At 68.0% G+C, this 14,847-nt stretch carries 12 protein-coding genes; 9 read left to right on the forward strand and 3 right to left on the reverse strand.

Features of this window, described 5'->3' with window-relative positions; genetic code table 11:
* The first annotated feature begins 107 nt into the window (after positions 1 to 107).
* Together fliI and FZ983_RS07705 are read left to right on the forward strand one after the other, a co-directional pair.
* Positions 108 to 1,445 (forward strand): flagellar protein export ATPase FliI, encoded by a 1,338-nt coding sequence (gene fliI / locus FZ983_RS07700; protein ID WP_149222958.1) that lies wholly within the window; start codon positions 108 to 110, stop codon positions 1,443 to 1,445.
* Positions 1,442 to 1,876, forward strand: a complete 435-nt coding sequence (locus tag FZ983_RS07705; protein ID WP_149222959.1) for a flagellar export protein FliJ — start codon at positions 1,442 to 1,444, stop codon at positions 1,874 to 1,876. Before fliI ends, FZ983_RS07705 begins: the two co-directional genes overlap by 4 nt.
* Before the next feature lie 27 nt (positions 1,877 to 1,903).
* Here the strand turns inward: FZ983_RS07705 and dnaE are convergent, their stop codons facing one another.
* Positions 1,904 to 5,395, reverse strand: coding sequence for a DNA polymerase III subunit alpha (gene dnaE, locus FZ983_RS07710; protein WP_149222960.1), 3,492 nt, complete (start codon positions 5,393 to 5,395; stop codon positions 1,904 to 1,906).
* A gap of 134 nt (positions 5,396 to 5,529) precedes the next feature.
* Here dnaE and FZ983_RS07715 point away from each other — a divergent pair, with 134 nt between their 5' ends.
* From FZ983_RS07715 to FZ983_RS07745, 7 genes are all read left to right on the forward strand, one after another.
* Positions 5,530 to 6,171, forward strand: a complete 642-nt coding sequence (locus tag FZ983_RS07715; protein ID WP_149222961.1) for a hypothetical protein — start codon at positions 5,530 to 5,532, stop codon at positions 6,169 to 6,171.
* 83 nt (positions 6,172 to 6,254) lie between these two features.
* Positions 6,255 to 7,136 carry an EamA family transporter gene (locus FZ983_RS07720; RefSeq protein ID WP_149222962.1) on the forward strand — a complete coding sequence of 294 codons (882 nt, stop codon included), beginning with the start codon at positions 6,255 to 6,257 and terminating at the stop codon, positions 7,134 to 7,136.
* 136 nt (positions 7,137 to 7,272) lie between these two features.
* On the forward strand, positions 7,273 to 9,516 hold the full coding sequence (locus FZ983_RS07725; RefSeq protein WP_149222963.1) for a hybrid sensor histidine kinase/response regulator: 2,244 nt from the start codon (positions 7,273 to 7,275) through the stop codon (positions 9,514 to 9,516).
* A gap of 97 nt (positions 9,517 to 9,613) precedes the next feature.
* Entirely contained in the window at positions 9,614 to 9,937 is a 324-nt protein-coding gene (locus tag FZ983_RS07730) for a DUF2892 domain-containing protein (protein WP_149222964.1), read from the forward strand.
* Positions 9,938 to 10,145: 208 nt separating this feature from the next.
* Positions 10,146 to 11,960, forward strand: a complete 1,815-nt coding sequence (gene ggt, locus FZ983_RS07735; protein WP_149222965.1) for a gamma-glutamyltransferase — start codon at positions 10,146 to 10,148, stop codon at positions 11,958 to 11,960.
* A 219-nt stretch (positions 11,961 to 12,179) separates the two neighbouring features.
* Positions 12,180 to 12,575 (forward strand): hypothetical protein, encoded by a 396-nt coding sequence (locus tag FZ983_RS07740; RefSeq protein ID WP_149222966.1) that lies wholly within the window; start codon positions 12,180 to 12,182, stop codon positions 12,573 to 12,575.
* Positions 12,576 to 12,701: 126 nt separating this feature from the next.
* Positions 12,702 to 13,127: a hypothetical protein gene (locus FZ983_RS07745; RefSeq protein WP_149223085.1), complete on the forward strand. Its 426-nt coding sequence runs from the start codon at positions 12,702 to 12,704 to the stop codon at positions 13,125 to 13,127.
* A 51-nt stretch (positions 13,128 to 13,178) separates the two neighbouring features.
* Here the strand turns inward: FZ983_RS07745 and FZ983_RS07750 are convergent, their stop codons facing one another.
* Together FZ983_RS07750 and FZ983_RS07755 are read right to left on the reverse strand one after the other, a co-directional pair.
* Positions 13,179 to 14,240, reverse strand: a complete 1,062-nt coding sequence (locus tag FZ983_RS07750) for an HD domain-containing phosphohydrolase (RefSeq protein WP_149222967.1) — start codon at positions 14,238 to 14,240, stop codon at positions 13,179 to 13,181.
* Positions 14,237 to 14,671 carry a response regulator gene (locus tag FZ983_RS07755; RefSeq protein ID WP_149222968.1) on the reverse strand — a complete coding sequence of 145 codons (435 nt, stop codon included), beginning with the start codon at positions 14,669 to 14,671 and terminating at the stop codon, positions 14,237 to 14,239. The genes FZ983_RS07750 and FZ983_RS07755 overlap by 4 nt, the downstream gene beginning before the upstream one ends.
* Between the last annotated feature and the right edge of the window lie 176 nt (positions 14,672 to 14,847).

A 14,847-nucleotide genomic window follows, 5' to 3' on the forward strand; every position in this document is an offset into this window, starting at 1 on the left:
AATCCTTCCATCGCAAGATGCGATCATGGTGGTTAACGTCGCCTCCGTCCACAGAACTACCACTTAATAGGAGCGCGTCCCGTCTTGGGGGCGTCGGTATCCGACCCATGCCGTTTGATTTCGACCAGCTGATCCGCGACATCGACCAGATTCCAGACTGCAGCCGTTACGGCCGCGTCACCGCCGTGTCCGGCCTGATGGTCGAGGTCGGCGGGATCGAGAAGGAACTGTCGGTCGGCGGCCGCTGCATCGTGGAGACGCGCGACCGCCGGCAGGTCCCCTGCGAAGTGGTGGGATTCCGCCAGGGCCGGGCGCTGGCCATGCCCTTCGGCGCGCTGGACGGGGTGGGGCTGGGCTGCCGCGCGCTGGTGGCGGGCGATCAGGCGCAGATCTTCCCCACCGACGCCTGGCTCGGCCGCGTGGTCAACGCGCTGGGTCAACCGGTGGACGGCAAGGGACCGCTGCCCAAGGGGCCGCGCGCCACGCCGATCCGCAACAGCCCGCCCAACGCCCACGCCCGCGCCCGGGTGGGACAGAAGCTGGACCTTGGAATCCGCGCCATCAACGCCTTCCTGACCTGCTGCCTGGGTCAGCGCATGGGCATCTTCGCCGGATCCGGCGTCGGCAAATCCTCGGTGATGTCGATGCTGGCCCGCTTTTCCGGTGCCGAAATCGCGGTGATCGGGCTGATCGGCGAGCGTGGCCGCGAGCTTCAGGAGTTCATCACCGAGGATCTCGGCGAGCAGGGGCTCGCCCGCAGCATCGTCGTCTGCGCGACATCGGACGAGGCGCCGCTGATGCGCCGGCAGGCCGCCTACATGACGCTGGCGGTGGCCGAGCATTTCCGCGACGAGGGCCGCAATGTCCTGTGCATGATGGACAGCGTCACCCGCTTCGCCATGGCCCAGCGCGAGATCGGCCTGTCCGCCGGCGAACCGCCGACGACCAAGGGCTATCCGCCGACCGTTTTCGCCGAATTGCCGCGCCTGCTGGAGCGTGCAGGGCCGGGGCTGGTCGGCTCGGGCACCATCACCGGCCTGTTCACCGTGCTGGTGGACGGCGACGACCACAACGAACCCATCGCCGACGCCGTGCGCGGCATCCTGGACGGTCATATCGTGCTGGAGCGCCAGATCGGCGAGCGCGGGCGCTATCCCGCCATCAACATCCTGCGCAGCGTGTCGCGCACCATGCCCGGCTGCAACACGCCGAACGAGAACGAGCTGGTCGGCCATGCCCGGCGCCTGCTGTCGTCCTACGACAATATGGCCGAGATGATCCGGCTGGGCGCCTATCGCCGCGGCTCCGACCCGCAGGTGGACGAGGCGATCCACTTTCAGCCGGCGCTGGAGGCTTTCCTGAAGCAGGGCAAGCGCGAAGCCACCGATCTGGAGACCAGCTACGCCATGCTGGCTGAAATCTTTGGGGTGCAGTGGCCGCAATGAGCCTGAAGACGATCATCCGCCTGCAGAAGCTGCAACTGGACGAGAAGCGTCGCGTCCTGGCGGAACTCCACACGCTGGCCGACCGGCTGCGCAACGAGATCGAGAAGGTGAAGCAGGAGATCGCGCACGAACAGGACACCGTGCGCGACGATTTCTCCGTCTCCTTCACCTATTCCAACTTCGCCCAGGCGGCGCTGGAGCGAGGCCGCAAGCTCGGCGAATCGCTGGCCCAGGTGGAGGCGCAGATCGAGATCGCCACCGACGAGATGGCCGAAGCCTTCCAGGAGCTGAAGCGCTACGAACTGGCGGAGGAGGAGCGGCAGAAGCGCGAGCGCGACAAGCAGAAGCGCAAGGATGCCGCGATGCTGGACGAAACCGCTCTGGTCGGCTTCCGCCGCCGTCAGGCGGAGGAGGAGGCGGCCGGCGGGTGAGCGTCCCGCCGGCTGCGTCGAAACTCCTTACAGTTCCGCCACTTCGACCACGCCCGGCACCGCTTTCAGGGCCGAGCGGCTCTGCGCGGTGATGGTGTAGCTGCCGGGCAGTTCGATCTCGACCTCCTTCAGCGGGTCGATCTCCACCAGCACGTTGATCCGGCTCTTGCCGCGCGACAGCCGGTCCAGCGTGGCGCGCAGATGCTCGATCGGGGTGGGGTCGCGCAGCACCACGCGCAAACCGGCGCTGACCGAGGCGACGGCCTCCTCCAGCGGCTTGATCTCCTGGCAGGTCAGGCGGACCTCTTCACCGTTCAGCTGGGCGTCCACCGTCATCAGCACCGGGCGGCCGGGCTCCAGCAGGTCGCGGTTGACAGCCAGCACCTCGGAGAACAGCGTCACCTCATAGCCGCCGGTGGCGTCCGACAGTTCGACGAAGGCGAAGCGGTTGCCGGACTTGGCGGTCTTCTCCTTCTTCGAGACGACGATGCCGGCCATCTTGTAGCGGGTGGAGCCGCCCTTCGCGATGGCGGTCTGGAGTTCGGCCGAGCGCACCACCTTCATCCGGCCGAGCGGGCCGGAATAGGCGTCCAGCGGGTGGGCCGACAGGTAGAAGCCGATGGCGCCGAACTCGTGCTTCAGCTTCTCCAGCGGTTCCCAATCCTTGACCTTGGGCAGGTCGGGCTCCGGCAGACCGCCGCCCCCGCCGCCAAAGAGGTTGCCGATGCCGCTGTCGCGCTCCGCCGCCTCCGCCTGGGCGTAGCGGATGATGGTCTCGAGTGCGGCATGCACCTGGGCGCGGTTGGGGTTCAGCCCGTCGAAGGCACCGGCGCAGGCGAGATTTTCGAGCTGGCGCTTGTTGATGGTCTTCAAATCCAATCGGCGGGCGAAGTCGAACAGGCTTTTGAAGGGGCCGTTCTTCCGCCGCTCCTCCACCACCGCCTTCATGGCGGGCAGGCCGACGCCCTTGACCGCGGCAAGAGCGTAACGCACCGCCTTGGTGCCGTCGGGCAGCTGCTCCACCCCGAAGATGGAGTCGGACCGGTTGATGTCAGGCGTCAGCAGCTTGACGCGCAGGCGGGCGAGTTCCTGGCGGAAGACGTTCAGCTTGTCGGTGTTGCCGAGGTCGAGCGTCATCGACGCCGCCATGAACTCCACCGGATGGTTCGCCTTCAGATACGCCGTGTGATAGGCGACCAGCGCGTAGGCGGCGGCGTGCGACTTGTTGAAGCCGTAGCCGGCAAACTTCATCACCTGATCGAAGATCAGGCTGGCCAACTCCGCCTTCACGCCGCGCGCCTCTGCGCCGTCGCAGAAGATCTTGCGCTGGTTGTCCATCTCCTCCTTGATCTTCTTGCCCATGGCGCGGCGCAGAAGATCGGCGCCGCCCAGCGAATAGCCGGACAGCACCTGGGCGATCTGCATGACCTGTTCCTGGTAGATCATGATCCCGAAGGTCTCCTTCAGGATGCCTTCCAGGCTGTCATGCATGTAGTCGGCTTTTTCCTCGCCGTTCTTCACCCGGATGTATTTCGGGATGTTGTCCATCGGGCCGGGGCGGTAGAGCGACACCAGCGCGATGATGTCCTCCAGCCGGTTCGGCTTCAGCCGGCGCAGCACGTCGCGCATGCCCGAGCTTTCCAGCTGGAACACGCCGGTCGCCTCGGCGCGGCTGAGAAGCTGGTAGCTTTTCTCGTCGTCGAGCGGGACGGTGGTCAGGTCCGGCTTCTCGGGGATCAGGTCGACCGCCGTCTTCAGCACGGTCAGCGTCTTCAGGCCGAGGAAGTCGAACTTCACCAGACCGGCCTGTTCGACATACTTCATGTTGAACTGGGTGACGGGCATGTCCGAGCGCGGGTCTCGGTACAGCGGCACCAGCTCCTGCAAGGGCCGGTCGCCGATCACCACGCCGGCGGCGTGGGTCGAGGCGTGGCGGTAGAGGCCCTCCAGCTTCAGCGCGATGTCGATCAGATGGCGCACGGTATCGTCGCCGTCGCGCGCCTGCCGCAGCATCTCCTCGCTGTCCAGCGCCTGCTGCAGCGTCACCGGGTTGGCCGGGTTGTTCGGCACCATCTTGCAGATCTTGTCGACCTGCCCGTAGGGCATCTGCAGCACGCGGCCGACGTCGCGCAGCACGGCGCGCGCCTGCAGCTTACCGAAGGTGATGATCTGGGCGACGCGGTCGTAGCCGTACTTGTTCTGGACGTAGCGGATGACCTCTTCGCGGCGGTCCTGGCAGAAGTCGATGTCGAAGTCGGGCATCGACACGCGTTCGGGGTTCAGGAAGCGCTCGAACAGCAGGCCGAAGCGCAGCGGGTCGAGGTCGGTGATGGTCAGCGCCCAGGCGACGACGGAGCCGGCGCCCGAACCGCGGCCCGGCCCGACGGGGATGTCGTGGTTCTTCGCCCATTTGATGAAGTCCGACACGATCAGGAAGTAGCCGGGGAACTTCATCTTGACGATGACGTCCAGCTCGAACTCCAGCCGCTCGAAATAGGTCTTGCGGGTCTCCTCCCGCTGTTCCGGCGTCATCTCGGGCGTGAAGACGACCTTCTCCAGCCGCATCTCCAGGCCGGCGCGCGACTGGGCGCGCAGCTCGTCATCCTCGGTGCGGCCGCCTTCGCAGGCGAAGGGCGGCAGGATCGGCTTGATCGGCTTCAGCAGGTAGGAGCAGCGCCGGGCGATGGCCACCGTGTTGTCCACCGCCTCCGGCAGGTCGGCGAACAGCAGCCGCATCTCCTCCGCCGACTTGAAGCGGTGGTCGGGTGTCAGGCGGCGGCGGTCCTCCTGGCTGAGATAGGCGCCCTCGGCGATGCAGAGCAGCGCATCGTGCGCCTCGTACATGTCGGCGGTGGCGAAATAGCAGTCGTTGGTGGCGACCAGCGGCAGGTCATGGGCATAGGCGAGGTCGATCAGCGCCGGCTCGATGGCATTCTCGATGGCGGCGAAATGGCCGCGCCCGCCCTCGTGCCGCTGCAGCTCGACATAGAGGCGGTTGGGGAAGAGCCGCTTCAGCCGCTCCAGCACGTCGAGCGCCAGATCCTTCTGCCCCTCGTGCAGCAGCCGGCCGATGGAGCCGCCGGGGCCGCCGGTCAGCGCGATCAGCCCGGCGGACCGCCCCTCCAGCGCGTCGAGCGTCACCTGCGGGCCGGCCAGCGGGTCCGATTCGAGGAAGGCCTTGGACACCAGCGCCGTCAGGTTGCGGTAGCCCTCCTCGTTCTGGCAGAGCAGGACGATCTGGTCGGGGGTCGCCGCCGCCTTGCCGGGCAGGCCGGGCTTGGTCTGGGCCGGTCCGACGCGGGTGATGCCCAGAACGGTGCCGATGATCGGCTGAACGCCCGCATCGGACGCCGCCAGCGCGAACTCCAGCGCGCCGAACAGGTTGCCGGTGTCGGTGACCGCGACGGCCGGCATCTGCTGTTTCAGGCAGAGCTTGACCAGCTCCTTCACCTTGATCGCACCTTCCGACAGCGAATAGGCGGAATGGACGCGCAGGTGGATGAAGTCGGCGTGGGGCATGGCAACCAAGGGCTTGCTGCGACAGGGCCCCTGGTTCTAGCACAGGCGGGGCGGCCGCCGCGACGGTCGCCGGATGCATGCGAACGTGGTATGCAGATCGCCGCATCACGTTCAGGGATGGGGAGGACGCCGCGATGGATCGGCCGCACCTTGCACCCGTCGTCCGACTGCGGCCGGCCTTCATGAGCCGCCGCGCCGTCCGGGCGGCGACGCCTTTGGCCCTGCTGACCGGCCTCGTGCTGGCGCTTGCCGCCTGCGAGACGGTGCCGCCGCCTCCGGCCCCGCCGCCGCCCGCCGCCGGGCTGCCGGACGGACCGGCCAAGCCGTTCAGCGCCGGCAAGGGCTGGACCGTCACCATCCACACGCCCCCCGGCGGCAAGGCCTTTTGTGTTGCGGAGCGCGGTATTGCGGTCGGCCAGGACGCCGCTCCGCGCCTGACCTTCCGCACCGCCTCTACCGAATCGGGTTTTATCCTGTCGGGCTTTACCCCGTCGGACAGCGGCGCGACGGTGAAGCCCGGCGAGCGCTATGACCTGACGGCCAGCCTGGACCAGGGATCGCGGATGTCGCTGAGCGCCCGCGGCCTGCCCAACGGCAGCCTCTATGTCGCCATCCCGACCAAGAGCTACCTGGAGGAGCTGGAACCGCTGGCCCGAGCCCGCCGCGCCAGCTTCCGCAGCAGCGGTCTGGGCGATATCGGCGCGATGGTGCTGTCGGGGTCGTCGTGGGCGATCAACGCATCGGACGAATGCCGGATTTTGCATGCCGATCCCTGACGGGACCGCGCAGGTCAGCCCCGCGGCGGAGATGCCCAACCACCGATTGACCGCCCCGGCGGCGCCCGCTTAGCCTCCGCATCATGCGTGCTTCCCACATTCTGCTCGCGGTGGCGGTTGCCGCCGTCTGGGGCTTCAACTTCGTCGCGATCAAGGTCGGATTGCGCGATTTCCCGCCGCTGCTCTTCTCCTGCCTGCGCTTCGCGCTGGCGGCGCTGCCGATCCTGGTGCTGGGCTGGGGCAAGGGGCCGCCGGTGCCCTGGCGGTTCGTGATCGGAATCGGCGTGATGCTGGGCGTGGTGAAGTTCCCGCTGCTGTTCCTGGGAATCGACGTCGGCATGCCGGCGGGGCTCGCCTCGCTGGTCCTCCAGGCGCAGGCCTTCTTCACCGCGATCTTCGCCGCCCTAATGCTCGGCGACCGGCCGGGGCCGCGGCAGATCGGCGGCATGGTCGTCGCCTTTGCCGGCGTCGGGCTGATCGCGCTGGAGATGCCGGCGGGCGACTCGCTGCTCGGCCTTGCCCTGACGCTGGCGGCGGCGGCGGCGTGGGGCGTGTCGAACATCGTGATGAAGCGGGCCAAGGCGCCCGACCTGTTCAGCCTGATGGTCTGGGTCAGCCTGATCCCGCCGCTGCCGCTGCTGGCGATGTCGCTGGCGCTGGAGGGGCCGGAGCGCATCGTCCATGCCTTCACCACCTTGACGGTCGTCGGCGTCGGCTCGCTGGTCTATATTGCGGCGGCGGCCACCCTGTTCGGCTTCGCCGCCTGGGGCTTCCTGATGCGGCATTATCCGGCCAGTCTCGTCGCCCCCTTCTCGCTGCTCGTGCCCATCTTCGGCATGAGTTCCAGTGCGCTTCTGCTGGGCGAGACCTTCACCGCGGCCAAGCTGGCCGGCGGGCTGCTGGTCTTCGCCGGCCTTGCCCTGTCGGTGCTGAAGCTGCCCGGCGCCTTGCGGGCACGGGCCTGATCCGGCGTCTCGGCGGTTGCGGCCGTCAAGGTCCTATTAGCCTTGACGGTCTTGACGTAACGCTATGGCGTCCGGATCATTCCGGTTGATAAGTTAGACACTACACCATAGGCGTGCCTTGATCTCTTCCGACAGGATGGCGCAACCGGACGGCGGGCTGCCGAAGTCCCCGATCGGGCAGTGGCTGGCCCATCTGCGCGCCAGCCGGCCGCTGCGCCTCCTTTTGCTGATCGGCGGGCTGTCGGTCGCCGTTCTTCTGGCGGCGACGGTGCATTACATCGCCAGCATGCACGAGCGCGAGATAAAGGGGGCGGAGCGCGAGCTGTCGACCCTGAACCTGTCGCTGGCCGAACAGACGACCCGCGCGATGCAGAGCGTCGATCTGGTCCTGACCACCATCGTCGAGCAGATGAAGTCGGAGGGGATCGCCACGCCCGGCGACTATGTCCGCCGGATGGGCGGGCGCGACACCCACCAGATGCTGCGGGCGCGGATCTCCGGCCTGCCGCAGCTGGACGCGGTGACGATGATCGCGGCCGACGGGCACCTGATCAACTTCTCGCGCTATTACCCGATTCCGCCGGTCAATGTGGCCGACCGCGATTACTTCGCCTATCTGCGCGACCACGACACCGCGGAGCCCTTCATCAGCGAACCGGTGCAGAACCGCGGCAACGGCAGCTGGACCATCTATCTGGCCCGTCGCATCAGCGGGCCGGACGGCAGCTTCGTCGGCCTCGTGCTGGGCGCCATCGAGCTCAGCTATTTCGAACGGCTGTACAAGGCGTTGCAGCCCGACGGCGACGGCAGCATCAGCCTGTGGCGGCGCGACGGCATCCTGCTGGCCCGCTATCCGTTCCTGCCCGACATCGGCCGTCCGCTGGGCCAGCGCCTGTTCCTGGAGGTGCTGCAGAAGGCCCGGTCGGGTGTCTATCTCGCTCCCATCGGGCTGAATGACGGACCGCGGCTGGTGGCGACTCGGGCGCTGGCCGATTATCCGCTGGTCGTCAACGTCACCCGCAAGCTGGAGGCGGTGCTGAGCGAGTGGCGCATCCAGGCCTGGACCATCGGGGCCGCCGGCACCATCGGCGTCGCCGCGCTGCTGCTGTCCTTATGGGCGCTGGCCCGCCAGTTCAGCGCCTACGAGGCGGCGACGCAGGCGATGGACGCCGCCCGCCGCGCGGTGGAGGGGCGGGAACGGGCGGAGCACGCCCTGCGCCAGAGCCAGAAGATGGAGGCGATCGGCCAGCTGACCGGCGGGGTCGCCCATGATTTCAACAATCTGCTCCAGGCCATCGGCATCAACCTGCACGTCATCGACAGCCGCAGCGACGACGAGCGCATCTCCGGCCCGGCCCGGCTGGCGCTGCAGGCGGTGGAGCGGGGCGCCACCCTGACCCAGCATCTGCTGGCCTTCTCGCGCCGGCAGCAGCTTCGGCCGATCCCGGTCGACGTCGCCGGGCTGGTGGAGCGGGTCAGCCGCCTGCTCGGCCGCACGCTGGGCCAGTCGGTGCGGATCGAGGTGGAGGTCGCCCCCGGCCTCTGGGCGGCGATGATCGACCCGACCCAGCTGGAAATGGCCCTGCTGAACCTCGCGCTGAACGCTCGCGACGCCATGCCCGGCGGCGGCACCCTGTGGATCACGGCCGCCAACCGGACGGTCGCCGCCGATGCGGTGCCCAACCTCTCTGCCGGGGACTATGTGACGCTGCGGGTGTGCGACACCGGCACCGGCATGCCGGCCGAGGTCGCCGCCCGCGCCTTCGAACCCTTCTTCACCACCAAGGAGGTCGGGCGCGGCACCGGCCTCGGGCTCAGCATGGTGCACGGGCTGGCGACCCAGTCGGGGGGCGGGGTGGAGCTGGACAGCCGGCCGGGGCGTGGCACCACGGTGACGCTCTACCTGCCGCGCGCCCTGACGGAGCCGGCCGCCGCGCCGGCCGGGGGAACGGGAGCGGGGGAAACCGCCGCGACCGGAATCGGTAGCGGGGGCGATGTCGGTGCCGGGGCCGGCTGCGCCGTCCTGCTGGTGGATGACGAGGAACTGGTGCGCACCGCCACCGCCGAATATCTGGCGCAGGCCGGCTTCTCGGTGCGGGAGGCGGCCGATGCGTCGGCGGCGCTGTCCCTGCTCGACCACGGCTTCCGGCCGGACGTGATCGTCACCGACCACATGATGCCGGGAATGACCGGGCTGGACATGGCCCGCGCCCTGCGCGCCCGGCAGGATGCCACGCCGATCCTGATGGTCACCGGCTATGCCCAGGATCTGACGACCGCCGCCGCAGCCCAGGAAGTGGCGCTGACCGTTCTGTCCAAGCCGGTGGAACCGTCGCGGCTGGCCCGCTCCATCCGCCACATGGCGGCGGCCGAGGACTGAACGCCCGCTGGTGTCGAGGCCGGGCAAGGGGAGGGAACAGACGGGGATGTACCGCGTTGGAATGGGCATCCCACCCCCATCGTCCTCCGGAGCAGCCATGAACGCCCAATCCTCGATCCGCCATGCCTATGACAGCGTCTTCGAAGGCCACACCAACATGGGCATGGGCGAGCGCATCGTCTCGACCGGCCTCGGCCTCGCCGTCGCGGCGGGCGGCCTGCGCAAGGGCGCCAGCATTCCCGGCGCCATCATGGGGCTGGTCGGGGCCGCCCTGGTCGCCCGCGGCATGAGCGGTCACTGCCCGGTCAAGGAGCGCCTGTCCGGCGGCCATCAGGACGCGCTGGGCCATCACGGTTCCCGCGGCTCCTTCGACGGCGGTTCCGACAGCATGAGCCGGTCGCGGATGGCGGAGACCTACTGAGCAGAGTGACGGCCGCGCCTTGAACCGCGTCGCAATCCATTCACCGGCCGTCACAGTCCATTCACGGGGATGAGCGACGCCATTAACCCTGATGGTGAATTGTTGGGCAGACCAGCTACGGGGTGAAGACCGGGCGCTGCGGGTGTGACATCCTGCGGAACCCGGGCTGCAGCCCCCGACCTGTCGTCCCGCTCAGGAGATTCACCGCATGTGGTTTTCCGCTTTACGGTCCCGTTCCTCCATCGCGGCGGTGGCGGCGCTCTGCGTCGGCTCGGCCCTGGTCATGCCCCTGGTCCTGCCGGCGCCAGTCCTTGCCCAGAAGGCGCCCCAACAGGCTCCGGCAGTTGCCCCCACCACCACTTCGGCCCCGCCGTCGGTCCGCTACGACATCGGCTACGACATCTTCTATCCCGTCCGTTCGCAGAACGGGATGGTGGCCTCGGAGCACCGGCTGGCGACGGAGATCGGCGTCGACATCCTCCAGCGCGGCGGCAATGCGGTCGACGCGGCGGTCGCCGTCGGCTTCGCGCTGGCGGTGGTGCTGCCCAACGCCGGGAATGTCGGCGGCGGCGGATTCATGATCGTCCATGACGCGGCCAGCGGGAAGGACGTCGCCATCGACTTCCGCGAGATGGCGCCGGCCAAGGCCTTCCGCGACATGTATCTGGACGCGCAGGGCAAGGTCGTGCCCGACCGCTCGCTCTACACCCATCTGGCGGTGGGCATTCCCGGCACGGTCGCCGGGCTGGCCCACGCGCTGGAGAAATACGGCACGATGCCGCTGGCCGACGTGATGGCCCCGGCGATCAGGCTGGCGCGCGAGGGCTACACCGTCACCCCGCAGCTTGCCGGCCTGCTGGAGGTCGAACGCGACCATCTGGCCAAATGGGACGCCACCCGCGCCGTCTTCTTCAAGGGCGACCGCCCGCTGACCGCCGGGGAGACGCTTGCCAACCCCGACCTCGCCAACTCGCTGGAGATGATCGCCCGTCAGGGGCCGAAGGCCTTCTACGAGGGGGAAATCGCCGAGAAGATCGCGGCGGAGATGGCCAAACATGGCGGATACATCACCAAGGAGGATTTGAAGGCCTACAAGGTGGTGGAGCGCGAGCCGGTCAGCGGCAGCTACCGCGGCTATACGGTGAAGTCGATGCCGCCGCCCAGCTCCGGCGGGACGCACATCATCCAGATGCTGAACATGCTGGAGCGCTGGCCGCTGAAAGAGTACGGCCCGGCCAGTGCCCGGTCGATCCATCTGATGGCTGAGTCCATGAAGCTCGCCTATGCCGACCGCTCCGAATATCTGGGCGATCCCGACTTCACCAAGGTGCCGGTGAAGGGCCTGACCTCGCGCAAATATGCCGACGAGCTGGCGGCGAAGATCGATCCGGAAAAGGCGACCCCGGCCAGCAGCATCAAGCCCGGCAAGCCGGCGCCCTACGAGAGCGACCAGACCACCCATTATTCGGTGGCGGACAGCCGGGGCAACGTGGTCAGCACCACCTACACGCTGAACCTCAATTTCGGCAGCGGCATCGTTGCCGCCGGCACCGGCATCCTGCTGAACAACGAGATGGACGATTTCTCGGCCAAGCCGGGCGTGCCCAACGCCTTCGGGCTGATCGGCGGCGAGGCCAACGCCATCCAGCCCTTCAAGCGGCCGCTCAGCTCCATGTCGCCGACCATCGTGCTGAAGGACGGCAAGCCCTGGCTGGTCACAGGCAGCCCCGGTGGCAGCCGCATCATCACCACCACCATGGAAACGGTGATCGACCACATCGACTTCGGCATGAACCCGGCCGAGGCCGCCGCCCTGCCGCGCGTCCATCACCAGTGGACCCCCGACGAGCTGCGGGTGGAGAAGGGGCTCAGCCCCGACACGATCCGCCTGCTGGAACAGATGGGCCACAAGGTGGCGGTGAAGCCGACGATGGGCCGCACCCAGACCATCCAGCTGCGCGAGGACGGGCTGTACGGCTATTCCGACCCCCGCAACCCCGACGGCATGACGCTGGGTTATTGACGAGAGGGCTGCGGACGGCAGAATGGACGCCCGGCGCAAGCCGGGCGTTACAATTCCCGTGTACAAAGAAAAAGCGTCGTGCTTTGGTAACCTTTGATCCGCCGTGCCGGGGGGCACGGGGTCGCGAGGGCTCCGGCTCGTTCGGATAAGGCAACGGAACAGTTGGCTTAAGGCGGGCCGGTCGGTTAGCCTTTGCAGGAGTGAACCGGAGCATTTGCCGTGGACAAGGCCTTGGTCGAAAAGAACCGCGAGTGGACCTATCAGCGTGAGGGAAAGCAGCCCGTCACCATCCGGGTCGCCGATTTCGAGCGCGAGGGGAAGCGCATCGTCGCCTTCCTGGAACAGACCGACATCGCCAAGGCGGCCGGGTCGCCCCAGCCGGCCGTGAACGATTGGCCGGGCATCGCCGAAGCCTATGCGAAGGAACAGGGCGTCGCGCTCGGCGACATCTATTGGTACGAGCTGCACCCGCGCCGCTTCGCCAACGGCCGTCCCAACGTGTCGGAATACCGGCCGGGCACGGCCGAATGGCGGTTTGAGACCAGCATCCCGCTCGCCCGCGCCATCGTGGAGCAACTGGGCTTCGATCCCGACAACCTGCCGCTCGACATCTGACAAGTCCGATCGTCCCGCATACGTCCCCGCGCGCAGCCCCTGTGATGCGACGCGGGGTCGGTGTATGATGCCCTGTCGGGCATGTCGGCGGCGGGGCCGCCGGGGGTCGCGACCGGGAGACACATGATGAAGACGGTGCGGAGGGCGCTTGCCCTGGGTGCTGTGATGCTGGCGACCGCGGCTGCCGCTGCGGTGGCCGTGGTTCCCGGACCGGCGCAGGCGCGCACGTCGGTGTCGGTCGGCATCGGCTTCGGGCCGATCTTCCCGGGTTACGGCTATTACCAGCCCCACCGCTACTACGCGCCGCCTCCGCCGGTGGTGCAGTATTATGCGCCGCCGCCGGTGGTCTATGCGCCACCGCCTCCGGTGGTGCAGTATTACAACCCGCCTCCCGCCGCCATCGGCGTCGATCCGGCCGGCCCGATCTATTACTCGCGCAGTGGTCAGCAGTGCCGCGAATACCAGAGCCGCGCCATGGTCGGCGGCCGGTCGCAGCCGGTCTACGGCACCGCCTGCCTGCAGCCCGACGGTACCTGGCGTATTGTCAACTAGGGGCGCATCGTCAACTAAGGGCGCATCGTCACCTGAATGTGCCGCCGGTCGTCACGCATCCTCCGGGACGATCTCCGGCAGGTCGTCGGCATTCTCGCGGTGAATGGTGCAGACCTCGTCCCAGCGCGACAGGAAGGCGTCGAGCAGGGCGGGGTCGAAGTGGCGGCCGCGCTGCTCGATCATGAAGCTGCGCGCCTCCTCCAGCGTCCACGACCGCTTGTAGGGCCGGGTGGAGGTGAGGGCGTCGAACACGTCGGCGATGGCGACGATGCGGCCGGACAGCGGGATGGCGGTGCCGGCCAAGCCGTTGGGATAGCCGCTGCCGTCGAACTTCTCATGATGGCTGAGCGCGATCTCCGCCGCCAGCCGCAGCAGCGGGATGTCGCTGTTGGCCAGGATGCGGTGGCCTATGGTGGCGTGCTGGCGCATCACCGTCATCTCTTCCGGCGTCAGCCGCCCCGGTTTCAGCAGGATCATATCGGCGATGCCGATCTTGCCGATGTCGTGCATCGGCGCCGCCTTCTCCAATTCATGGGCATAGGCGCCGCCACAGCCCGCCGCTTCGGCGATGAGGCGCGAATAGAGCGCCATCCGCTCGATATGGGCGCCGGTTTCGGGATCGCGGTATTCGGCCGCACGCGACAGGCGGTTGACCAGTTCCTCCCCCTGCCGCTGGAGGGCGGCGGTCACCCGTTCCACCTCGTCGGCCAGCAGGGCGGCGCGGTCGCGCAGCAGGGCGCGGCTCTGGCGCAGGGCCAGCAGGTTGCGCAGGCGGGCCTGCACCTCCGGCACAATGATCGGCTTGGTCAGGAAATCGCTGCAGCCCTCGTCCAGTGCGCGCACCCGGATGTCCACCGCCGTGTTGGCTGTGATCATCACCACCGGAACAGTGTCCAGCCGCGAATCATCGCGGATGTGGCGCAGCAGCTCCATGCCGTCCATGTCCGGCATCATCTGGTCCAGCAGGATCAGGTCGGGCTCGTTCCCGCGCAGCCACTCCATGGCGTCGAGCGGGTTTTCCATGGCGATGGGCTCCGCATCGTCCAGACGGCGGACGATGGCGCCCATGATGAACAGGTTGGTGCGGTCGTCGTCGACGATCAGGATGTTCATCCGGCGGCACCCCCCTTGCGGGCGGCGATCAGCCGGCCGGCTTCCGCCAGCAGTGCCGACAGGTCGACCGGCTTTTCGAACGCCGCGTCGGCCCCCAGCAGGCGGGCCATTCCCGGCAACTCCATGCGCAGCCGCAGGCTGCCGCCGGTTACCGCGATCAATGGCGGGCGCGATGGTTGTTCCTTCAGCCGCAGGATCACCTCGTATCCGTCGGCCTCGGGCATGATGATGTCGGTCACGACCAGATCGACGGTCTGGCCGGCCAGGATCGCCAGGGCGGCGTTGCCGTTGTCGGCCTCGTGGACGGTGTAGCCGGCGCGTGTGAAGGCGATGCGGGTCATTCCGCGGAAGTCGGGATCATCGTCGACCAGCAGGATGGTGCCGGCCAGTGTGCCGGGCGTGGCCCGCAGCTCGTAAAGGGTCATGTCCATGGTCGCCGCTTCCGTCGTCCGCCTTGATGCCGGCGGGCTGCGCTGGATAGGATCGTTGAGCTCACCATAACCGGATGATACCCCGCGTGGAGGTTGAGTCTGGGATAGCAGGATCAGAAAATAGGATAGTGGGGATATTATCCCGCGGGCGGTAAGGAGTGGCTTCGCCGAAGCAT

This window comes from Azospirillum sp. B21, assembly GCF_008364825.1.
Classification (GTDB): Bacteria; Pseudomonadota; Alphaproteobacteria; order Azospirillales; family Azospirillaceae; genus Azospirillum.

Bases quoted from the DNA above. Each gene is read 5' to 3' on its own strand.
- fliI (WP_149222958.1), top strand. From the start codon at position 108: ATGCCGTTTGATTTCGACCAGCTGATCCGCGACATCGACCAGATTCCA.
- FZ983_RS07705 (WP_149222959.1), top strand. From the start codon at position 1,442: ATGAGCCTGAAGACGATCATCCGCCTGCAGAAGCTGCAACTGGACGAG.
- dnaE (WP_149222960.1), bottom strand. From the start codon at position 5,395: ATGCCCCACGCCGACTTCATCCACCTGCGCGTCCATTCCGCCTATTCG.
- FZ983_RS07715 (WP_149222961.1), top strand. From the start codon at position 5,530: ATGGATCGGCCGCACCTTGCACCCGTCGTCCGACTGCGGCCGGCCTTC.
- FZ983_RS07720 (WP_149222962.1), top strand. From the start codon at position 6,255: ATGCGTGCTTCCCACATTCTGCTCGCGGTGGCGGTTGCCGCCGTCTGG.
- FZ983_RS07725 (WP_149222963.1), top strand. From the start codon at position 7,273: ATGGCGCAACCGGACGGCGGGCTGCCGAAGTCCCCGATCGGGCAGTGG.
- FZ983_RS07730 (WP_149222964.1), top strand. From the start codon at position 9,614: ATGAACGCCCAATCCTCGATCCGCCATGCCTATGACAGCGTCTTCGAA.
- ggt (WP_149222965.1), top strand. From the start codon at position 10,146: ATGTGGTTTTCCGCTTTACGGTCCCGTTCCTCCATCGCGGCGGTGGCG.
- FZ983_RS07745 (WP_149223085.1), top strand. From the start codon at position 12,702: ATGAAGACGGTGCGGAGGGCGCTTGCCCTGGGTGCTGTGATGCTGGCG.
- FZ983_RS07750 (WP_149222967.1), bottom strand. From the start codon at position 14,240: ATGAACATCCTGATCGTCGACGACGACCGCACCAACCTGTTCATCATG.
- FZ983_RS07755 (WP_149222968.1), bottom strand. From the start codon at position 14,671: ATGGACATGACCCTTTACGAGCTGCGGGCCACGCCCGGCACACTGGCC.